The organism is Janthinobacterium sp. AD80 (assembly GCF_002878455.1).
Lineage (GTDB): Bacteria > Pseudomonadota > Gammaproteobacteria > Burkholderiales > Burkholderiaceae_D > Janthinobacterium.
Genome location: NZ_NRDQ01000006.1, coordinates 59,049 through 80,441 on the forward strand (window position 1 = coordinate 59,049; position 21,393 = coordinate 80,441).

The following is a 21,393-nucleotide window of genomic DNA, read 5'->3' on the forward strand; positions in this document are numbered from 1 at the left end:
AAAGCCCGCCGAAGCGGGCTTTTCATGCTGAGACAGGGCTGAAAATCAGAACTGGTTCATGGTGTTGTCTTTACCGGCCGCTTTCAGCGCCGCTTCGCCGCTGAAGTAATCCTTGTGGTCGTCGCCGATGTCCGAGCCGGACATGTTTTGATGTTTCACGCAGGCGATGCCCTGGCGGATTTCCTTGCGCTGCACGCCGGCCACGTAGCCCAGCATGCCCTGGTCGCCGAAGTATTCCTTGGCCAGGTTGTCCGTCGACAAGGCTGCCGTGTGGTAGGTCGGCAGGGTGATCAGGTGGTGGAAGATGCCGGCTTCGCGGGCCGAGTCGGCCTGGAAGGTGCGGATCTTCTCGTCGGCGGCCAGCGCCAGTTCCGTCTGGTCGTATTCCACGCTCATCAGCTGGGCGCGTTCGTAGGCGGACACGTCCTTGCCTGCCGCTTTCATCGCATCGTAGACCTGCTGGCGGAAGTTCAGGGTCCAGTTGAACGACGGGCTGTTGTTGTACACCAGCTTGGCGTTCGGGATGACCTTGCGGATTTCGCTGACCATGCCGCCGATTTGCGCGATATGCGGTTTTTCCGTTTCGATCCACAGCAGGTCGGCGCCGTTTTGCAAGGAGGTGATGCAGTCGAGCACGCAACGCTCTTCGCCGGAACCGGCGCGGAACTGGAACAGGTTGCTTGGCAGGCGTTTAGGACGCAGCAGCTTGCCTTCGCGCTTGATGATGACGTCGCCATTGCCCAACGCGTCGGCCGACACTTCTTCGCAGTCGAGGAAGGAATTGTACTGGTCGCCCAGGTCGCCTGGTTCATTGGTGACGGCGATCTGCTTGGTCAGGCCGGCGCCCAGCGAGTCGGTACGGGCGACGATGATGCCGTCGTCCACACCCAGTTCCAGGAAGGCGTAGCGGATGGCGCGGATCTTGGCCAGGAAGTCTTCATGTGGCACCGTGACTTTGCCGTCCTGGTGGCCGCATTGTTTTTCGTCGGACACCTGGTTCTCGATCTGGATGCAGCAGGCGCCCGCTTCGATGAACTGTTTGGCCAGCAGATAGGTTGCTTCGGCATTGCCGAAACCGGCGTCGATGTCGGCGATGATGGGCACGACGTGGGTCACGTGGCCGTCGATCTTGGTCTGGATGGCTTGCTTGTCAGCACCTTGGGCAGCGTCCAGTTGGCGGAACAGGCCGCCCAGTTCGCGGGCATCGGCCTGGCGCAGGAAGGTGTACAGCTCGCGGATCAAGCTGGTGACGGCGGTTTTTTCATGCATGGACTGGTCTGGCAGCGGACCGAACTCGGAGCGCAGGGCAGCCACCATCCAGCCCGACAGGTAGAGGTAGCGGCGGTCGGTGCTGTTGAAGTGCTTCTTGATCGAGATCATCTTCTGCTGACCGATGAAACCATGCCAGCAGCCCAGCGACTGGGTGTATTTGGATGGGTCGGCATCGTAGGCGGCCATGTCGTTGCGCATGATCTTCGCCGTGTAGCGGGCGATGTCGAGGCCGGTCTTGAATTTGTTCTGGGCGCGCATGCGGGCGGCGGACTCGGGATTGATGGCGTTCCAGGCGCTGCCTTGTTGCTCTTTCAAACCAGCAACAGCCTTGATGTCGTCTTGATATTGGGACATGTGAATCTCCTAAAAAGAAAAGCAATGTTTGAGAAAATCGCCGAGTGCGCCACAACGTCTTGTCGAAGCAAACTGCATGACTAAATAGTAGGCCGATTCAGGCAGCAGTTCAAGTCTTATATAAGACATATAACTTAAATTAAGTCTTTGTTTTTAAAGATGTTAATTATTATTTTTCATGATGTGAAATGAATTTTCAAAAAGTGAGAACGCTGAGGCAGGCGGTTCAAGCGCTGAATTCCGCGATGTGAAACGCCTTTTCAGATTTTGGTGCAGCGCGACAAATCGGGGCGAAAAAAAAGCCACCCGAAGGTGGCGTAGCGGTACATTTGTTTTAATATCATGATCCGCTTGTGAAAGGTAACGTCAGCGATGCAGATTAACGGTATGGATTTACCCGTCGAGTATATTGCTTTTGCGGCAAGATATCGGGACGCGGCAGGATTCTGCAATTTGAGGTTGAAGGAGGAGCTCGATTCTTTCGGTCGCGTTCTGCAGACGGAATTGGCGCACATCTATACGGATGTCGTCGAATTGACTGCCCGGACAGCGCAGCTTGGGGCGTATTTCGTCTGCGATGGCTGCTATGGAGAGCCTGGAAGTGGCAGTGCCGGCCCGGGAGCCATGCCAGACATCGTTGATTTTACAGGAATCATTTGTTTCGGCATGGCCGGTGACGGGAGTCCATTCTGTCTCGATTTCAGGGGTGCCCGGGGGGCACCATCCGTCATCTTGTGGGACGATGATTACTGGCGAAAGATTTCAAACTCCTTTGACGACTTCCTGTTGCTATTTTCCTGATAGCTTGCCGGGGTAATTGTTGCAGCGCACGAGGCAAGCCCGGCGCGCTGCGTGTATTTAGCGTCCTACTGTCTGCCGTTGATCCTTTATAAACAGCGCCGTCAGCATGCCCATCATGCACACGCCGATTACGTAATAGGCAGGGCCCAGCACGTTGTTCTTCAGCATCAGGGTCACGACCACGGGCGTCAGGCCGCCGAAAATCGCGTACGACAAGTTGTAGGAAAACGACAGCCCGGAAAAGCGCACCTGCGCCGGGAACGCTTGCACCAGCACGTAGGGCACGGCGCCGACGACACCGACGAACAGGCCCGTCATGGCGTACAGGGGCAGCAGCAGGTCGGGGCGGCTGCCGACGGTGGTGTAGAAGATGTAGGTGGAAATGGCCAGCAGCACGGAACCGGTGAAAATCACGCGCTTGCCGCCCAGGCGGTCGGCCAGCATGCCGGCGATGATGCAGCCGAAGGCCAGGCACAGTGTTGCCACGGTATTGGCCACCAGGGTGGTGCGGGGCGCGATGTGGTGGATTTTTTGCAGCAGGGCAGGGGTCATCAAAATCACGACGACGATGCCGGCCGACAGCATCCACGTCAGCAGCATCGAGACAACAACGGCGCCGCGGTGGCTGCGCAGCACGGATTTCAGCGGCATTTCCGTCGCCAGGGCCTTGCGCTGCTGCATTTCCGCAAACACCGGGGTTTCATGCAGCCAGCGGCGCAGATACATGGCGCCAAAGCCGAAGATGCCGCCCAGCAGGAACGGGTAGCGCCAGGCGCCGTCGGCGATTTCCGCCGGCGTGTAGATGGTGTTCAGGCCCGTCGCCACCAGCGAACCGAGCAGAATGCCCACCGTCAGGCCCGCCGTCAGCACGCCGCAAGCAAAGCCCGTGAAACGGCTGGGCACGTGTTCGGAGACGAACACCCAGGCGCCCGGCACCTCGCCGCCCACGGCCGCGCCCTGGAAGATGCGCATCAACAGCAGCAGCAGGGGAGCGGCCAGGCCGATGGTGGCATACGTGGGCAGCAGGCCGATCAGCAGGGTGGGCACGGCCATCATCAGGATGGAAAGAGTAAACATGCGCTTGCGGCCCAGCAAGTCGCCGAAGTGGGCCATGACGATGCCGCCCAGCGGGCGCACCACGTAGCCGGCGGCGAAGATGCCGAAGGTTTGCAGCAAACGCAGCCATTCCGGCATTTCCGGCGGAAAGAACAACTGGCCGATGGCGTTGGCGAAGAAGACGAAGATGATGAAGTCGTAGAACTCCAGCGCGCCACCGAGGGCGGCCAGCGACAGGGTCTTGTAGTCTTGTTGGGTGAGGGGACGGCTTGCGGCGTTCGTTGCGGCGGTATTGGAATTAGGCATGTGTCTCGTTCTTGTATGTTATCGGAGATTGCCAGACCTAGCATACGCATTTCCGCCGAATCCGTAAACGCGGCGGCGGGGCATCCGTGCGGTGGTTTCCTCAGCTACATTTAATAAAACGCAACTATCATCGCCCTTCCATTTCAGCACAATACAGAAGGGAATACCGCATGAAGATCATGATCGTGGGTGCCAGCCGTGGCCTGGGCCGGGCGCTGGCCGATGGCCTGTTGCATGACGGGCATGCCGTGATCGGCGTCTCGCGCCAGCGGCCTGCCGACCTGGACATTGCCGACGGCACGCAGCTGCAGTGGATCGCGGCGGACATGGCCGACCCTGCCGAGGCCGTCGCCCGCATCGCCCGCGCAGCGCCCGATGACCTCGATGCCGTCATCTATAACCTCGGTGTGTGGGAAGAGAAAGCCTTCAGCGACGACTACGCTTTTCTGGACGATAGCGACGAGGCCATCGTCGACATGGTCAATATCAACATCACGGCGACGATCTTGCTGCTCAAGCGCCTGGTGCCCAGGCTGCTCAACAGCCGCAAGCCGCAGCTGATACTCACGGGGTCCACTTCGGGCCTGCGCCAGAGCGGGCGCCCGGAAGTGACCTTCAGCGCGTCGAAATTCGCCCTGAGTGGCATTGCCGATGCCTTGCGTGAAAGTTTCCGCGCGCAGGACCTGGCCGTGACGGCGCTGCAGCTGGGCTATCTGAATACCTATGATGGCTTGTCGGTGCCGCTGGCGCAGGCGGCCGAACGGGGCGAAGGCGAGCTGATTCCCGTGCACGATGTCGTCGCCGTCGTGCGCATGCTGCTGAGCTTGTCGAACGTGTCCTTCGTGCGCGAACTGGTGATGCCGGCGATCCGCGACGAGCGCTTTTAAGCGCTACACGCCGTCCCGATAAAGTTCGCTCCAGCCCAGGCGCTCTTCCAGCCAGTCGTCCACTTCCGAGGAGTCCATCTGCAGCAGCATCGCGCCCAGCCGCAGATTGCCCCTGGCCATGGCCAGCACGGCAAAGATGGCATCGAGCATGACGGGGTCAGGCTGGCCTTGCAGGTCGCGCGCCGCGATGGCGGGCAATTGCGCCCATGCATCGCGATAGCTGTCGGCCAGCCAGTCCGGCAGCGGCGGATTATGTTTGCGGTGGCGCTCCAGCTCGATCAAGGCGATGAGCGCGTAGAAATCTTCCTCGCGTGCGGGCGCGCTGCCAAGGATGTGGACGAGCTGGGGCACGGCCGCATACGAGGCGACACCCACGTCGCCCTGGTGGTGCAAGTCTTCCCACAGTTCATGCCACACATCTTCTCCCGCCTGCATGGCCTTGAGCGCTGCGCTGGCGTCATGCGCGATGCGGTAGCCGCCTTCCAGGGTGGGCCAGATGGGGTCGTCGAGTGATAACAGCATGGTGCTTTCCAGTGTGATTGAGAGGGGCGTCCACCCGCGCCGTCAGGCCTGGCGCGCGTAGGCAAACATGTGCTGTACGTATTCTGCCTTGCCGAGCGGCACGCCGTTGTGGCGCAGGATGTTGTACGCCGTCACCAGGTGAAAATAGAACTGCGGCGTGGCCCAGTTCACGGCGTACTCGTGGCCCGTCATGTCGAAGGTCAGGCCATCGGCCAGGGTGACCGGCACGGGCTGCTGCGCGCTGGCGTCGATCACGGCGCGGTCGGCGGCGGCCAGCACTGCCAGCGTCTGCGCGATCAGCGCCCTGGCGGCAGCCATGTCCGTGGGCGTGGCGAGCCTGGGCAGCGCTTGCCCGCTCAGCCGGCAGACGGCTTCCCGCGCCTGGGTGCAGCTGAATTCCACCTGCCTGGCCAGGGTGTGCATGTCCGGCGCCAGCCGCGCCTCGAGCAGGTTTTGCACATCGAAGCCCAGTGCCTGGGCATGTTCTTCGCCCTTGTTTAACAGCGTGTTCAGGGAGCGCAGCATTTGTGCGAAGCAGGGGATGATGATGGCGTAGACCGACATGGATAATCCTCGATTGAGCGGAGATGCAGGGGGCTGACGCCAGGTGGGGCCTGGGCGGGCCAGATATTAGCATATTGAAATTTGTAATGATTTGCTAAAGGAGTGCCGTTCCCGCTACCATGGCAGCCTCGGATGACCGCCCTCGCTGGCTGCCCGGGTTTGCATATTTTCCCTCGATAGGAACGCCATGAAATCACTCGTCACCAGCGCCGTCTGCGCTTCCTTGCTGGGCTTGCTGCCGGCCGCTGCGCAAGCGCAAGCGCAAACACAAGATGCACGCGATCAATTCTTCGCGACCCTGAAAAGCCTGTGCGGCCAGCAATTTGACGGCGTGCTGGTCTACCCCAAGGATCCCCAGCATGATTTCGCGGGCAAACGCCTGCATGCGGACTTTGCCGCCTGCAGCGAGCGGCAAATCAAGGTGCCGTTCCAGGTGGGCGAGGACAAGTCGCGCACCTGGATCATCAGCCGCACGCCGACTGGCCTGGCCTTGCAGCACGACCATCGCCACGCGGACGGCACGCCCGACGCCGTGACCATGTACGGCGGCATGGCCAGTACAACAGGCTCGGCCTTGTCGCAATCGTTCCTGGCCGACGACTACACGGCAAAACTGGTCAAGGGCGCGGCCACGAATGTGTGGACCATCAGCGTCAGCGCCGACGGCACGACCCTCACGTACCACCTGGAGCGCGACGCCCAGCCGCGCGCCACGGTGGTGTTCAAGCGCAGCGGCGCCGGTTAAGTTCAGTTCGGTCCCGTTGCCGGGTGCTTGCCGGAGGAGCTGCCGGGCCGTGTTCCAGCGTGCCCATCGGACATGCTACAGTCCGCCTTCGCCGCCTTCCCTGGATCAATATCGATGTCAACCTGGACTTCCCCGCCGCAGCTCGTCGCCCTTGCCGCCTTTTATGAAAGGGCGCAAGCGCAGCCGGACGCCATCAGCGATGCGGCCTTCCTGGCGGCTGTGAAAAGCGCCCATTGGCCCACCAATTGCTGGAGCTACGTGGAAGCGTCGTTCGCCATCATCGCGCCCGCCTGCCTGCTGCGGCCGCACCTGACACGCGAGCTGATCGTATTCCCCATCGATGCGATGATCGCGGGCGGCCTGGACGATGCAGGGCAAGTCATCGCCATCGGCTTGGCCTGCGCCACGCGGGGCGATGCGTATGTGGAGCCCAGTGTCGAGGGCAAGCGCTGGTTGACGCAGGTGTGGCCAGGGCTGGGTGAGGTGGCCGATGCCGTGTTTCAAGCCAGGCTGCAAGCGGCGCTGGCGGACGATGAGGACTAGGCAAGCCTGCGCTTGACATGGCAAGCCGGTTTGCGTTACGGTATACGTAAATACTTACATATATCTTGACTGACATGTCTTCCACCCTGCAAACCTATGGCTCCCTGATGCTGGCCAGCCGCCTGCGTCGTCTTTCCGATCAACTGTACGCGGGTGTCGATGCCAGCTACCTGGCGGCCGGCGTCGAGTTGACGTCGCGCTGTTTCCCCCTGTTGCTGCTGCTGCGCGACAACGGCCCCACGGCGATCACGGCACTGGCCGCGCAGATCGGGCAGACGCACCCGGTGGTGGTGCAGCTGGGGCGCAAGCTGCTCGATGCCGGCGTGGTGGTGGAAATGCCGGACGCCAAGGATGAGCGGCGGCGTCTGCTGGCGCTGTCCGACGCCGGGCTGGCCTTGCTGCGCGACATGGCACCGCTGTGGGACGATGTGCGCGCCGCCGTCGATGCCGTGTTCGAGCAGGGCACGCCGCAATTCATGGCCCTGCTGGAGCGGGCCGAGGCGCGGCTGCACACGCAGGGTTTTGGCGAGACGATCGCCGCCTGCCGGCGCCAGCGCGAACGGGCGGCCGTCGACATCATCGATTACGGGGCCAGGTATGCGGCGGATTTCAAGCGCCTGAACATTGAATGGCTGGAACGCTATTTTTATGTCGAAGCGCTCGATGACAAGGTGCTGTCCGATCCGCAAAGCTCGATTCTCGACGCTGGCGGGCAGATTTTCCTCGCCCGCCTCGACGGCCGCATCGTCGGCACCTGCGCCTTGATCCGCGCGGGCGGCGATGCGTTTGAATTGTCGAAGATGGCTGTCACGCCCGCATGCCAGGGCCTGGGTATTGCGCGGCGCCTGATCGAGCGCGCCTTCGACGCCTTCGAGGCCAGCGGTGCAACATTGCTGTTCCTGGAGTCGAACAGCAAGCTGCAGCCGGCCATCGCCCTGTATGAAAGCAGCGGTTTTGTCCATGTGGCGCGGCCTGCGGGCGAGGCGCACTACCAGCGCGCCGACGTCTACATGGAGTGGCAGGGCAGGCCGCGCGGCTGAACGCACCCCATCGGCCGTCTCTCGCGTTACAATACGCGCACCCATAACGGAACCCTGGTTCCACTATTGAGAGACGCCGACGCCGCATGCCTTCCTTTCCGATGCCCTTCCCGCAAATGATCGTTCCCCCGGAGCCTACCCAGGCGCGCAGCAAGCAGGCATTCGAGCGCCTGCTGCAGGTGGGCGAGCAGTTACTGGCGGAAAACCGTTTCGATGAAATCGGCGTGGCCGACCTGGCCAAACTGGCGGAAACCTCGGTGGGCACGTTTTACCGCCTGCTGGGCGACAAGGACACCCTGAGCCGCTTGCTGCTGCAGCGCTTCTTTTCCGACATGGTGGAAAAAGTCGAGGCACTGACGGAACTGCGCCAGTGGGAAGGGCGCAGCCTGGAAGACTTCATTCGCGCCATGGTGGCCATGTTCGTGGCCGTGAATGGCGGGCGCAGCGGCGTGTTGCGCGCGCTCATCACGCGCGCTTCGCAGGATGCGCAATTCCGCGACCGGGTGCACCAGATCAACCACCTGATCTCGCAGCGCACGGTAGCCGTGCTGGCCAGCAAGTCGTCCAGCATCCGCCACCCGAATCCCACGCAGGCCATGATGGTGGTGCCGCCCGTGCTGCTGGGCATCCTGAACCAGCATACCCTGACGGGTTCCCTGTCCTTTTTGTCGGGCACGGCACTGGAAGATGAGCTGGTGCGTGTTGCTTTAAATTACCTGACATCAGATATTTAGCGATTTAACTTGAAATCGGAATTCGGATTCCGTATTATGTTTTCCAACAGCAGGAAAACATATTCCTGCACCTGAACACAAAGCATGTTCAACAGCAAGGAGACAGAATGCGGCGTCACACGACATCCGATGTTCCATTGCATTACCTCGACCTCGGCACGGGGCACGGCGAGCCGGTATTTCTGCTGCACGGCCTCGGTTCCTGCGCCGAAGACTGGCGCCCGCAAATCGTCGCACTGGGCAGTGCGCACCGCCTGCTCGTGCCCGACATGCGCGGCCACGGCCGCAGCCCCGCCCCCCCCGGCGACTGGCAGATCGGCGACTTCGCCAACGACCTCTTCAACTTGATGGACCAGCTCGACATAGCGCGCGCGCATATTGTCGGCTTTTCCCTGGGCGGCATGGTGGGCCTGGAAATGGCCAACCGCGCGCCGGGCCGCGTGGTGAGCTTGTGCCTGATCAATTCGCAACCGTTCCAGGGCAGCAAGCCCGCCGCGCTGCTGTTTGCCTACTGGCTGCGCCGCACGGTGATCGCCACCTTCGGCCTGAAAGCCATGGGCAAGATCATCGGCAGGAAACTGTTTCCCGATGCGTCCCAGCAGGCACTGGTCGAGCGCTTCGCCACGCAGATGGCGGGCATGGACAAGCGTGCCTATCTGGCTGCGCTCGATGCCATCTTTCACTGGGATATCGATCCGCATTTTCAGGCCCTGGCCATGCCCGTCCTGATCATGGCGGCCGACCAGGATTACACGCCCGTCGAGAGCAAGCGGGGCTTTGCCGCACAGTTTCAGCATTGCGAATTCGAAGTCATTGCGAATTCGCGCCACGCCACGCCCCTGGACCAGGCGCAGCGTGTGAATACCTTGTTGCAGTCCTTCCTTACCATCAATTCAAAATAAACAGGCCACTCGCCGCACGGGCCGAGGACCGGATTTCGTCATCGCAGGGCAGGTGCTCGCTCCACGCGCGCGGGTACCGCCACGTCTTGTGATCCTCGCATCCGGCCATCTTTCCTGGCGGTGGGCAAGCCTGACATTGGAGACGCTATGAAACTTGCTTTGACATTATTGCCCGCCGCACTCGCCGTCGCCGGTGCCTTTTCCACCCATGCGCTGGCGCAAGAGGTGGCCGCCCCCGCCCCCGCCCCCGCTGCCGGCCTGAGCGCCAGCGAGGCCAGCGACGCGAAAGAACGCATGGAAACCGTGACGGTCTCCGCCCGCCGCCGCGAAGAACGCCTGCAGGACGTGCCGCTGGCCGTCACGGCATTTTCCGCCAAGGCGCTGGAACGGGCGAATATCCAGAACCTGGCCGACTTGCAGGAACGCGTGCCGAACCTCACCGTGTACGCCTCGCGCGGCACGAACACCACCTTGACGGCCTTTATCCGCGGCGTGGGGCAGGCCGACCCCGTCTGGGGCGTGGACCCGGGCGTGGGCATTTATTTCGACGACGTCTACATGGCCAGGCCGCAAGGCGCGCTGCTCGACGTGTTCGACGTGCAGCGCATCGAAGTGCTGCGCGGCCCGCAGGGCACCTTGTATGGCAAGAACACCATCGGCGGCGCCATCAAGTACATTTCGCGTCCGCTGGCAAAGGAAAATGGCGGCTCGGCGGAAGTGGGTCTGGGCAACTATAACCAGCGCAACTTCAAGGCCGCCTTCAATGTGGCGAATGAAAACGGCACCTGGCGCGCGCGCCTGGCTGCCGCCAAGCTGGACCGTGACGGTTTCGGCCGCAACACCTATAACGGCGAGCAGGTCAGCGACCAGGACAGCACGGCCGCGCGCCTGTCCGTCGGCTACTTCCCGCAAGACATCCCGCTCACCGTCGTGCTGAGCCTGGACGCCACCGACGACAAATCGGGCGTGCGCGGTTTCCAGCGCATGGGCGTGAGCGCCTTCGATCCGCTCAAGCGTCCGCCGAGCACGGATGCGTACGATATCCAAAGCGGCATGCCGGGCAATAACTTCACGCATAACCGGGGCGGCTCGCTGGTGGCCAACTACACCATCTCGAACGACTGGTCGGTGAAAGTCATCGGTGCCAAGCGGCGCAGCACGTCCGAGCAAACCATCGACTTCGACGGTTTGCCGCAGCCCATCGCCGACGTCTTTGGCGATTCGCGCGACGAACAGAAAAGCCTGGAATTGCAAGCCTCGTACAGCGGCGATTATGGCGCCGGCGTGATCGGCCTGTACCGTTTCGAAGGCACGGCCGGCGGCGGCATCTACAACAATTTTCTGGGGCGCCAGTTCCAGGCCGCCGTCAGCACGGTGGAAACGGACAGCACGGCCCTGTACACGGACTGGACCTGGCCGGTGGGCAAGGTGTGGAGCATCAACGCGGGCTTGCGCCACACGCGCGAGGAAAAGCGCGCCATCGTGCTCAACCGCGCTTTTGCCGATTCTGGCTTTACGCGTCCGATCCAGACGGCGGCCGACTTCGACAAGTCGCTTTCCGTCAGCAATACCTCGCCGAAATTGTCCGTGCGCTACGAAGCGTCGAAGACGACGAATTTCTACAGCAACCTGTCGCGCGGCTTCAAGTCGGGTGGCTACAACGTGCGCGCCAACAACCTGGTGGTGCCGGACTCGGCGCGGCCGTACAAGGATGAAAAACTCGATGCGCTGGAAGTGGGCATGAAATACGCGGCGCCGGACGATACGTTTGACGCCAACGTGGCCCTGTTCTACAACCGCTACAAGGACATTCAATTGTCCGTCTTCACCAGCTACGTGCAGCCGGGCGGCTTGCCCGGCTTCTATGGCGACTTCACGAATGCGGGCAAGGCCACCGTCAAAGGGGCCGAGTTCGAGTTTTCATGGCGGCCCAACCGCCAGTGGGAAGTCAACGGTTTCCTCGCCTTGCTCAATGCCAGCTACGACGAGTTCATGAGCGGCGGCAAGAATATCGCGGACACGCAAAAGTTCAGCAACACGCCGCGCCGGCAAGTGGGCCTGAACCTGACGCGCACGGACCGCGACGTCTTCGGCGGTGCGCTGCGCAGCATGGTCGGCTATGGCTACCGCAGCAAGGTCTATCCGACCACGGACTTGAGCGAAACGCTGGCACAGGGCGGCTACAGCATGTGGACGGCTGGCGTCGTGTGGGAAGCGCCGAAGAACTGGACCCTGAGCCTGCATGGCAGCAACCTGGGCAATAAACGCTACCGCACGGATGGCTACAACATCCCCGCGCTCTTCATCCTCGACGGTTTCTATGGTCCGCCGCGCCAGATCATCGCCAAGGCAAGCTACAAGTTTTAAGGTTCTGCGCTGGCGCGGCGGGCCCCTGGGTGCCGCTTCGCCGGTCGGGAGTGCCGGCCTGGCAAACGTCCGGGCCGGTTGGTGGTCGCTGTTTTCGTCGTCAATAACAATCATGGAGACTGGCATGGCACATCTGCATCAACAACTGCGTCATTTATTTACTGCCTGCATTGCCGCCTGCGGCTTGCTGGCCGCGCTGCCGGCGTCCGCCGGACAGTGGGACTTCGGCCTGTACACGAGCCTGTGGGGATCGCGCGAGTACCAGGTCTGGCTGCCGAGCAATTACAATCCCAACACGCCGCTGCCCGTGGTGCTGATGCTGCATGGCTGCGGTTCCGAGCCCAACAGCATGGCGGCCGTCAGCCGCTACAACGCCTTGGCCGACAGCGAGAACTTCATCGTCGTCTACCCGCGCCAGAACGCCACGGCCAACCCCATGCGCTGCTGGAATTTCATGCTGCCCTTGAACCAGGAGCGGGGCACGGGCGAGCCGGCCGTGCTGATGGGCATCTTGAACAAGGTCAAGAATAAATACGCGGTGCAGGACAGCCGCGTGTATGTGACGGGCATCTCGGCCGGTGGCGCCATGGCGTCCATCATGGCCGCCTGTTACTCGGATGTGTTCGCCGCCGTGATGGTGCATTCGGGTGGCATGTACAAGGGCGCCACGGGCCTGGTCACGGCCGCCGATTCGCTGTTCAACGGCAGCTCGTTCGATCCGAAAGTGCGCGGCAAGGATGCCTGGCGCTGCTCCGGTTCGCCACGCCGTTTGATGCCGACGATGGTTTTCCACGGCACCTCCGACATCGTCGTCAACCCCGTCAATGGCGAGCAAACCATCGAGCAATTCCTGCAGACCAGCGACTACGGCGACGATGGCCTGGACAATGACAGCGTGCGCTACCGTGCCGACAGCATCGTGCGCCAGACGGTGCCGTATGGCCGCAGTTACTCCATCGACACGTATCTGCACAATGGCGCCGTCATCGCGCAGAAATACACGGTCGAGGGCATGAACCACGCGTGGAGCGGCGGCCCGCCGGGCTGGCCGTTCAGCGATGAACTGGGCCCGGATGCCACCGTGATCAGCTGGAATTTCTTCAAGCATTACCAGCGGTAAAACGCAGCGGGCAGGGAGGGCGCTTGACCGGCCCCTTCCTGCGCCGCAGAATGTCGACGCATCGCGCGGCGACATGGTGTCCCGGCGCAGCATTGCGCATCACTGACGAGGAAACCATGGCCGCCACCTTGCGCCGTATCATTGCCCCGCTGGCCATCGCCAGCCTGCTGGCCGCCTGCGCCCAGGCGCCCTTGCGCGGCTTGCCCGCCACCCCTTCCGCCGTGGCGGAAAGCGGCCTGCGCCTGCGCCTGATCGGCGAGCAGCGCATCGGCTGGCAACACGATTACCAGGGCACGGCCGTGGGCGGCTTGTCCGGCATCGATTACGATGCAAAAAATGTGCGCTGGATCATGACCAGCGATGACCGTTCGGCCATCAACCCGGCGCGCTTCTATACCGCAAAGCTGCGCTATGACGCACAGCACGTCTCGCCTGTCGAACTTACGGGCGTGCATTTCTACCTGCAAGCGGACGGCAGCACCTATCCGGACTTGAAGGCATGGCGGACGAAGGGCGGCGAAGTGCCCGACATCGAAAGCATCCGCCTCGATCCGCGCGATGGCAGCGTCTGGTACACGAGCGAAGGCGACCGCAAGCTGGGCGCGCAACCGTTCATCCGCCATGCGCGCGCCGATGGCAGCCTGATCGCCACCTTGCCGCTGCCGGCCATGTTTGCCATGCCGGCACCAGGCGCTGCGGCGCAGGCAACGCCATCGGGCGTGCGCGACAACCTGGGCTTTGAAGGCTTGAGTTTCGCGGCCGATGGGCAGTCGCTGTGGGCGGCCATCGAGGCGCCGCTGCTGCAGGATGGGCCGGTGGCCGATGTCATTTCCGGCGCGCACAACCGCATCACGCGCTTTGGCCGCGATGGCCGGGTGCTGGCGCAATATGTGTATCCGCTGGACAAGGTGGCGTCCATCGCCGGTCCCACGCGCTTTGCCGAAAACGGCATCTCGGAAATCCTCGCCATCGACGAGCACCGCCTGCTGGTGATCGAGCGGGCCGGCGTGCAGGATGCGCAGGGTGTATTCCACGAATTTGTGCGCGTGTATGAAATGGATGTGCGCGGCGCAACGGACGTCAAGGCGATGCCGGCGCTGGCCGGTGCCAGTTATACGGCGGCCAGCAAGCGCCTGGTGCTGGACATGAATGCATTGAACTTGCCGCGCCTGGACAATATCGAAGGCATCAGCTGGGGGCCAACCCTGGCGAATGGCCACGCCAGCCTGGTGATGGTGTCGGACGACAATTTCCACGACAAGATCCAGGTGACGCAGTTCCTCGTCTTTGAAGTCTTGCCGCGTTGATGTTCAGCGTGCCAGCAGGCGCTGCATGAAGAGGTGGAAAAAGCGCGGCTGGTCCGACGCCAGGCACACCTGGGCGTTGGCCTGGCCCGCCACTTCGCGCGTATAACCATCGTCCGTGACGGCGATGCGCAGCGGTGTCGTGGGGCAGCTGGCCGGGTCGATCAGCCAGGTGACGGGCACCACGTCGAACAGCGACGGCATGTTGCTGGACCAGGGCTGATAGGTGTCGATCCACTGGTGGTAGAGCAGGGTGACGGCATCCGTCAGCGGCGAACCGTGGCCGAAGATGGCGTTGCGCTCGACTTCGTCGAGGCGTATCTGCGTCGAGTCGAGCGGCATCATGACGATGGGAACGCCGGAGCCGAACAGCGCCTGCGCACCCTTGACCTCGGACGCGATGTTGTATTCCTTGTCGGCCGGGCGCACGGGCACATACTGCGACTTGCGGTAGCCGGCGCGCACGGAGCCGCCCATCATGACCACTTGCTTTACCTGCTTGAAAGTAGCGGCGTCGCGCGCGATGGCCGCGCCGATATTCGTCAGCGGTCCCAATGCGAGGATCGTGATCTGGCCAGGCTGGCGCTTGATCTCGCGCAACAGAAAATCGATGGCGTCCTGCGGCGGCTGCGTGGGTGCGGCTCCCCGCTGCGCATAGCGGGCCTGTGTAAACGGCGTGGGGTTGGGCGTGGCAATGCCTTGCGCGACGGGAATGTGGGCGTGGCCCGTTTCGCGCAGCAGGCGTTCGAGCAGGCGGCCGCGCAAGGCCGTGTCGCCCCAGTCGGTGGTGATGCCGACGATCTCGATGTCGGGGTTTTGCAGCAGCAGGGCCAGGGCGAAGGCGTCGTCGATGTCGTCGCCGATATCCATGTCGACAATGACCTTGTGGGCAGGCGCGGCGGCGAAACTGGCGGGCAGGGCGGCAAGCAGCAGGATGGACGAGAGCGCGGCGCGGCGCAGCAGGGAACGGCAGAGTGACATGGCAGGCCTGTAGGGAAAAAGAAGGGCGCGGCGATTTTAGCAGGCGCACGCATTGCATCAGTACAATGCTGCCACTGCCCTCTTGATGAAAGCCGCCATGTTGTCTTGCCGCCGTTTGCCCTTTGTCCTGTCCGCCTTGTTGCTGGGAGGCTGCGCCCATGTCGGCACGCACAGTCCATCGGCCGCTGGCACGCAGGCGTTCGAGCGTGCTGCGCAGCAAGACAGCATGCGCAGCGAGTGCGACTGGCGCGTGCGCTACGCGCCGGTGGCCCCCGCGGACGCCAGCGTGGCGCAATTGCAGGCGGTCGCCACGGCCCGCCTGGCAGCAATGCAGCTGGCGCCGGCCTGGAGCCTGGACATGTCCGGCAGCGAGGCGCAAACATTTACGGATTCGCCCGAAGACCGGGCCGGCTTGCAATTGTTGCTCAGCATCGTCTTGCCGGCCATGGAGCGCTATCCGGCCGGGGTCTTCGCGCGGACGGGCTTGCGTCATGTGGTGCTGGTCAAGAACCTGAGCGTGGAAGGCCAGCGCCGCCTGGCCATGCCGGCGCCGGAAATCGACAGTGTCGTGTATGCCGATAACCTGCTGGCCGCCATGTGTCCGTCCGGCATGGAGCTGCGCGTGCACCACGAGTATTACCACTTCATCGAATACCGGCTGTTCAACGACTTCTACTACCGCGACCCCGCCTGGCTGGCCCTGAACCCGCCCGCCGCCGTCTACGGCCAGGGCGGCGCCACGGCCTACGGCAAAGGCTTCCAGAACCTGGGCCACCCGCAACCTGGCTTCGTCAGCCTGTACGCGGCCTACGGCCCCGAGGAAGACAAGGCGGAAGTGTTCGGCTGGATGATGACCCCCGCCTACGCCCCGCGCCTGCAGCAATGGACCGCATTCGACCCCGCCTTGCTGGCCAAGCGGCAAGCGTTGATGGAAGTATTGGCTACCTTGGCGGGTTCCGACTGACTAACCGTTTCCGCCGACTTCCGCACCTCTGACACCGCATCCTCCTCGTCTTTCCTGGGAACTATATAATCGGCGCTTGGGCGATGTCCGCCCTGCAATCCCACTGAAGGAATGACATGCCAGGAACCATGCCAGGATATTTTGTGCGCCCCTTGGCGCTGTGTGTCGTGTCGGCCGTGTGCCTCTCTGCCGGTGCTGCCGGGCAGGTGGCGGTGGATGCGCAGCAGCGCGCTTCCCTGCTGGCCTTTTATGCACAGCAATACCCGGGCGAGCCGGCCGTGCGTACCGTGTTCGAGAGCGTGCCCGTGGTGGGTGGCCGTGGCAGCGAGGTGGTGGGCAGCGTCGAAGCGCCGCCGTATCGTGGCCATGGCGCGCTGTGCCGCACGCAGCGCACCAAGTTCGTGCTGCAAGGCGCCGGCAAGCAGGCGCGCTGGCAGGAAGCGGGCATGGAATATTTCGCCTGGCTGGACCGGGGCACCTGCCGTCCCGTGGCCGAGCCTGTCCGCATGCTGCAGCGCGTACCCGATACGGAACTGGAAGGCGTCTTGCTGTACCAGAAATCGCTGCTGGAGCGGGCGCGGTTATTGATGGCGGGCAATACGGCATGCGCGCCGCTGCGCGCGTTGAAATTCTCGCTGGCGGCCGTCGATGTGGGGGCCGCCGCGCCGCGCGCCGAGGAGCGCTATGCGCTGGTCTTCAAGAGCGACCGCGACAGCTACGCGCGCATCTGGCTGCGCAAGAGCGGCGCCCAATATGACGCGTGGAATGTGACTTGCCCGCCGGTGCTGTAAACTGTTCGCCCTTTGCCTGATCCTTTTTTGACTGCCGCAACCATGAACCAGAATTCCACTTCCGCCCGCAGCTGGGGCACCATCGTCACGCACAGCGACGAGATGGCCATCATTTACCGCTACGTCGACACCTTCCATGACGACTGGGACCTGTCGTCGCAGCCGGACCGCATCATCATTGCCTGGCGCTACGAGGACGAAACGGGCATGCCCGCGCCGAACGAGCGCGAGCATATGGAAGAACTGGAAGCGGCGCTGGCGCCCGTGGTGGAAGAGGATGGCTTTGCCACCCTGGCCCTGGTGTCTACCGGTGAAAACTTGCGCGAGTGGATTTATTACACGCAGTCGGGCGAGGAATTCTTCAATCGCCTGAACACGGCGCTGGCGCCGCGTCCGAAATTCCCGATTGAAATCCGCAGCGCGGCCGACCCTGCCTGGTCGACTTATGCCGGTTTCATGGCGGCACTGCCGCCAACGGCCTGATCAAGCCAGCGCGGCGGCCACGATGCGCGTGGCGGCCGAGATGATGTCCTGATTCGTCGGCGCGTTTTTCTGCTCGCGCGTGTAGTACACGGCGATCACCAGCGGCGCGCCGCTGGCCGGGTAGGCGACGCCGATATCGTTGACGCTGCCATAGGCGCCCGAGCCCGTTTTGTCGGCCACGGCCCAGCCGGCGGGCAAGCCGCCACGGATGCGTTTGTCACCCGTCGTGTTGCCGCGCATCCAGCTGTCAAGCAGCTGGCGCTGCGGCGCCGGCAAACTCGTTCCCAACAATAATTGCTGCAAGCTGTGCGCCATCGACGCGGGGCTGGCCGTGTCGCGCACTTCGCCCGGAATGGCGCTGTTCAATTCCGTTTCCCAGCGTTCCAGCTGGAACACCATGTTGCCGATGCTGCGCGCATACGCCGTCACGGCTTGCGGGCCGCCCAATATGACCATCAGGAAATTGGCCGCACTGTTGTCGCTGTACTGCAAGGTGGCGGCGCACAGGTCGGCGACGCTCATGCCGTCGTCCAGATGCTTTTCCGTGATGGGCGAATACGTCACCAGTTCTTTTTTCTCGTAGCGCACGTGCTGATCCAGCAAGCCCGGCTGGCTGGCGCTGCGGGCCAGCACGGCGGCGGCCAGCATGGCCTTGAAGGTGCTGCACAGGGGAAAGCGTTCGTCGGCGCGGTGGCTGACACGGGCGCTGTTGTCCGTGCGCCAGGCAGCAACGCCAAGGCGCCCGCCTGCGGCCTGTTCCAGTGCCGCCAGTTGCGCCTCGGCAGTGCCAGCGGCGGCAGGCGCGGCAAACAGCAGCGGGGAGGGCAGCAGCAAGGCGGCGCCGGTGGCCAGCAGGGTGCGGCGGCGCGGGGAATGGGTGAAATTAGTCATGTTCGTGGCTCGTATTGGAGTGGGAAAGGCTGGCCAGCAACTCGCCGATGGCGAGCAGGTTGGCCGGCTTGGTCAGGTGGTGGTCGAAACCGGCCGCGCTCGACTGGCTGCGGTCATTTTCCGCGCCCCAGCCCGTCAATGCGACGAGCACGACCTTGCTGCCGGCATCCGTCTGGCGCAGCGTGCGGGCCACGTCGTAGCCGTTCATGCCGGGCAGGCCGATATCGAGGAAGATGACGTCGGGCAAAAAATGCGGCGCCACGGCCAGTGCCTGCGCGCCATCGTGGGCCACTTGCGTGGCGTGGCCCATCATGTCGAGCACGGCTGCCAGGGTATCGGCCGCATCGACGTTGTCATCGACTACCAGTACGCGGAAATGGCGCGCGGCAACGGCGCTTGCAACGGGCACCGCCCCGGCTGGTGCCGCTGGCACCGTTACCAGCAGTGGCAGGCGCACGCTAAATGTGCTGCCCAGGCCGGCGCCGGGGCTGGCCGCCGTGGCGCTGCCGCCATGCAGTTCGGCCAAGCGCCGCACCAGCGACAGGCCGATGCCCAGGCCGCCTTGCGCGCGGCCCATGTTCTGCCCCACCTGGGTGAACATGTCGAAGACGGTCGCGATCGAATCGGCTGGAATGCCCACGCCGCTGTCCTGCACCGAGATCAGCACGTCGTTGCCGTCGCGCACGGCGCGCAATGTGATGAGGCCGCCCGCAGGCGTGTACTTGGCCGCGTTGTTGAGCAGATTGCCCAGCACTTGCGCCAGGCGCGTGGGATCGGCGTTCAGCGGCAGCGGGTGGTCATCGAGTAGCACTTGCAACTGGTGGCGGCTGGCCTCGATCAGCGGCATGCTTGTTTCCACGGCCCCGGCAATGATGGCCTTCAAGTCCGTGCGTTCCAGCTTGAGTTCGATCTGGCCCCGCGTGATGCGGGCCACGTCCAGCAAATCATTGACCAGGTGCACCATCTGATTGACTTGCCGCTCCATCACGTCGCGCACGCGCGCCACGGTGGCGGGCTTGTCGGCGGCCAGGCGCATGATTTGCAGGCCGTTGCGGATGGGCGCGAGCGGGTTGCGCAGCTCATGTGCCAGGGTGGCCAGGAACTCCGTCTTGCGCCGGTCCATCTCGGACAGGTTGTCGGCCAGCTGGCGCAGCTGCTGCTCTGAACGCTTGCGTTCGCTGATATCGCTGAACAGCACTTGCAGCTTGCGGCTGCCAGGGCCGCCCAGGCGCGCGGCAAACACTTCGAACCAGCGCTCCATGGCCACGGCTTCGTTTTCATAGCGCACGGGGTCGCCGCTTTTGACGACCTGGTCGTACAGGTCGAACCAGTGCTGGTCATGGTTCGGCACGAGGCTGCGGATGGTCTTGCCGATGGCGTTTTCCAGTCCTGATTGCTTGACGAAGGCGGGGTTGCCTTCCAGGTAGCGGAAGTCGACGGGATTGCCTTGCTCGTCGTAGAGCATTTCGATCACGCAGAAGGCTTGATCCATCAGTTCGATCAGGCTGCTGTAGCGCTCCTCGCTGCTGCGCAGCGCGTCTTCCACCTGTTTCTGGCGCGTCACGTCGAGTATGACGCCCGGCAAGTGCAAGGGCGTGCCGTCGGCGCCATACTCCACGCGGCCGCGCGCGATGACGGAGCGGTACTGGCCATCACTGGCGCAGACGCGGTAGCTGGCCTCGAACGGCAGGCGTTCGTCCAGCGCCTGGCGGATGTGTTCGTGCACCAGGGCGCGGTCGTCTGGGTGGATGATGTCCATGTAGCGCGCCAGCGGCGCCGGTGCCGCCTCGCTGGTATCGACGGGAAACAGCCGCGCCATGTTGCTGTCGACCGTGACCCTGTCGGCGGCGATGTCCCAGTTCCATGTCGCCACTTCGCCGGCGGCCAGGGTCAGGCGCAGGGTTTCTTCGTTGTGCTTGCTGGTGGTCAGATCGAGCGAAATGCCGGACAGGCCGACGACATTGCCTGCGCCATCGCTGGCGCAGGTGCCGCGCATGTGTGCCCAGTGCAGCGAGCCATCGGGCCAGCGTACGCGGATTTCGATCTCGAAATCGCTGGCGCTGGCGATCGCCGCATGCACGACGGCCTGCCAGCGCTGCAGGTCGCCGTCGAACATGGCGTTTGTCAGCTGCGCATAATTGATGTTGCCATCTGGCGGGAAACCGATATTCGCCTTGAACGCATCGGAGCCGCTCATGCTGCCACTGCCCAGGTCGATTTCCCAGGTGCCCATGCGGCCACCCTGCATGGCCAGGCGCTGGCGCTGCTCCGTCTGGCGCTGCTGTGTCACATCGCTGTGTGAACCCAGCCATTCAAGAATACTGCCGTCGGGCGCCAGCACCGGCAGCATGCGCACGATCATGTTGCGATACGCGCCGCTGACGTGACGCAGCCGGTATTCCGCTTCGAACACGGTGGTCAGGTGCGACGGCACGACATAGGGCAAATTGCGATCGTCCGGATGCAGCGCATTGATCCAGCCGCGTCCCATCAGTTCCTCTTCGCTCTGGCCGGTGAATGCGCGCCAGGAAGGCTGGTCGGCGTCGAACTGGCCGAAGGTTTTCGTGCGCCAGACAATGTCGCAATGCGCACCCAGCAGCATGTGCGCCGCCTGGGAGGCACAGGGGGAAGAAGGTTCGTCGTGGCTGTGCTGGCTTGGTTCGGGCATGGGTCGCGTACGTAGTGGTGCAATGTGGTGCAGTGGGCTGGCGCCGCACCGGGATGGAGCGGCGGGCGGCACGCAGGTACGCCGATATTACAGGCAAT

At 63.3% G+C, this 21,393-nt stretch carries 20 protein-coding genes; 13 read left to right on the forward strand and 7 right to left on the reverse strand.

Annotated features, from left to right (window positions below; genetic code table 11):
• Positions 1-45: 45 nt before the first annotated feature.
• A complete protein-coding gene (locus JaAD80_RS01440; protein WP_102292550.1) occupies positions 46-1,626 on the reverse strand; it encodes an isocitrate lyase in 1,581 nt (526 codons plus the stop codon).
• A gap of 387 nt (positions 1,627-2,013) precedes the next feature.
• On the opposite strand from JaAD80_RS01440, the gene JaAD80_RS01445 reads away from it, so the two are divergent.
• Positions 2,014-2,427 (forward strand): SMI1/KNR4 family protein, encoded by a 414-nt coding sequence (locus tag JaAD80_RS01445; RefSeq protein WP_180979252.1) that lies wholly within the window; start codon positions 2,014-2,016, stop codon positions 2,425-2,427.
• A 57-nt stretch (positions 2,428-2,484) separates the two neighbouring features.
• Here JaAD80_RS01445 and JaAD80_RS01450 read toward each other — a convergent pair whose 3' ends face one another.
• Positions 2,485-3,789 (reverse strand): MFS transporter, encoded by a 1,305-nt coding sequence (locus JaAD80_RS01450; RefSeq protein ID WP_102292552.1) that lies wholly within the window; start codon positions 3,787-3,789, stop codon positions 2,485-2,487.
• Positions 3,790-3,959: 170 nt separating this feature from the next.
• Between JaAD80_RS01450 and JaAD80_RS01455 the strand changes: the two genes are divergently transcribed.
• Positions 3,960-4,676: an SDR family oxidoreductase gene (locus JaAD80_RS01455; RefSeq protein ID WP_102292553.1), complete on the forward strand. Its 717-nt coding sequence runs from the start codon at positions 3,960-3,962 to the stop codon at positions 4,674-4,676.
• 3 nt (positions 4,677-4,679) lie between these two features.
• On the opposite strand, the gene JaAD80_RS01460 is transcribed toward JaAD80_RS01455, so the two are convergent.
• A complete protein-coding gene (locus tag JaAD80_RS01460) occupies positions 4,680-5,198 on the reverse strand; it encodes a hypothetical protein (protein WP_102292554.1) in 519 nt (172 codons plus the stop codon).
• 42 nt (positions 5,199-5,240) lie between these two features.
• Complete coding sequence (locus tag JaAD80_RS01465; RefSeq protein ID WP_102292555.1) at positions 5,241-5,762, reverse strand: DUF1993 family protein; 522 nt, start codon at positions 5,760-5,762, stop codon at positions 5,241-5,243.
• 187 nt (positions 5,763-5,949) lie between these two features.
• On the opposite strand from JaAD80_RS01465, the gene JaAD80_RS01470 reads away from it, so the two are divergent.
• From JaAD80_RS01470 to JaAD80_RS01505, 8 genes are all read left to right on the forward strand, one after another.
• Positions 5,950-6,507 carry a hypothetical protein gene (locus JaAD80_RS01470; protein ID WP_102292556.1) on the forward strand — a complete coding sequence of 186 codons (558 nt, stop codon included), beginning with the start codon at positions 5,950-5,952 and terminating at the stop codon, positions 6,505-6,507.
• Between the two features lie 114 nt (positions 6,508-6,621).
• Positions 6,622-7,050, forward strand: coding sequence for a hypothetical protein (locus tag JaAD80_RS01475; protein ID WP_102292557.1), 429 nt, complete (start codon positions 6,622-6,624; stop codon positions 7,048-7,050).
• A 74-nt stretch (positions 7,051-7,124) separates the two neighbouring features.
• A complete protein-coding gene (locus JaAD80_RS01480; RefSeq protein ID WP_102292558.1) occupies positions 7,125-8,090 on the forward strand; it encodes a bifunctional helix-turn-helix transcriptional regulator/GNAT family N-acetyltransferase in 966 nt (321 codons plus the stop codon).
• Between the two features lie 86 nt (positions 8,091-8,176).
• A complete protein-coding gene (locus tag JaAD80_RS01485) occupies positions 8,177-8,824 on the forward strand; it encodes a TetR/AcrR family transcriptional regulator (RefSeq protein WP_219726767.1) in 648 nt (215 codons plus the stop codon).
• Positions 8,825-8,931: 107 nt separating this feature from the next.
• The gene (locus JaAD80_RS01490) at positions 8,932-9,726 is read left to right on the forward strand and encodes an alpha/beta fold hydrolase (protein ID WP_102292559.1); all 795 of its coding nucleotides are present in this window, start codon (positions 8,932-8,934) and stop codon (positions 9,724-9,726) included.
• Positions 9,727-9,873: 147 nt separating this feature from the next.
• Positions 9,874-12,093 (forward strand): TonB-dependent receptor, encoded by a 2,220-nt coding sequence (locus JaAD80_RS01495; protein ID WP_102292560.1) that lies wholly within the window; start codon positions 9,874-9,876, stop codon positions 12,091-12,093.
• A 124-nt stretch (positions 12,094-12,217) separates the two neighbouring features.
• A complete protein-coding gene (locus tag JaAD80_RS01500) occupies positions 12,218-13,213 on the forward strand; it encodes a PHB depolymerase family esterase (RefSeq protein ID WP_102292561.1) in 996 nt (331 codons plus the stop codon).
• Positions 13,214-13,329: 116 nt separating this feature from the next.
• Positions 13,330-14,520: an esterase-like activity of phytase family protein gene (locus JaAD80_RS01505; protein WP_102292576.1), complete on the forward strand. Its 1,191-nt coding sequence runs from the start codon at positions 13,330-13,332 to the stop codon at positions 14,518-14,520.
• Between the two features lie 3 nt (positions 14,521-14,523).
• On the opposite strand, the gene JaAD80_RS01510 is transcribed toward JaAD80_RS01505, so the two are convergent.
• Positions 14,524-15,498, reverse strand: a complete 975-nt coding sequence (locus JaAD80_RS01510) for a nucleoside hydrolase (protein ID WP_102292562.1) — start codon at positions 15,496-15,498, stop codon at positions 14,524-14,526.
• 97 nt (positions 15,499-15,595) lie between these two features.
• On the opposite strand from JaAD80_RS01510, the gene JaAD80_RS01515 reads away from it, so the two are divergent.
• The 3 genes from JaAD80_RS01515 (at position 15,596) to JaAD80_RS01525 (ending at position 17,736) form a co-directional block, all read left to right on the forward strand.
• Entirely contained in the window at positions 15,596-16,462 is an 867-nt protein-coding gene (locus tag JaAD80_RS01515; protein ID WP_146012225.1) for a hypothetical protein, read from the forward strand.
• Between the two features lie 116 nt (positions 16,463-16,578).
• Positions 16,579-17,253 (forward strand): hypothetical protein, encoded by a 675-nt coding sequence (locus JaAD80_RS01520; protein ID WP_146012226.1) that lies wholly within the window; start codon positions 16,579-16,581, stop codon positions 17,251-17,253.
• Positions 17,254-17,295: 42 nt separating this feature from the next.
• Positions 17,296-17,736 carry a DUF695 domain-containing protein gene (locus tag JaAD80_RS01525; RefSeq protein ID WP_102292565.1) on the forward strand — a complete coding sequence of 147 codons (441 nt, stop codon included), beginning with the start codon at positions 17,296-17,298 and terminating at the stop codon, positions 17,734-17,736.
• Here JaAD80_RS01525 and bla read toward each other — a convergent pair whose 3' ends face one another.
• Both bla and JaAD80_RS01535 read right to left on the reverse strand, forming a co-directional pair.
• Positions 17,737-18,627, reverse strand: a complete 891-nt coding sequence (gene bla, locus JaAD80_RS01530) for a class A beta-lactamase (RefSeq protein WP_102292566.1) — start codon at positions 18,625-18,627, stop codon at positions 17,737-17,739.
• A complete protein-coding gene (locus JaAD80_RS01535; protein WP_102292567.1) occupies positions 18,620-21,295 on the reverse strand; it encodes a PAS domain-containing hybrid sensor histidine kinase/response regulator in 2,676 nt (891 codons plus the stop codon). The genes bla and JaAD80_RS01535 overlap by 8 nt, the downstream gene beginning before the upstream one ends.
• Positions 21,296-21,393 lie beyond the last annotated feature (98 nt).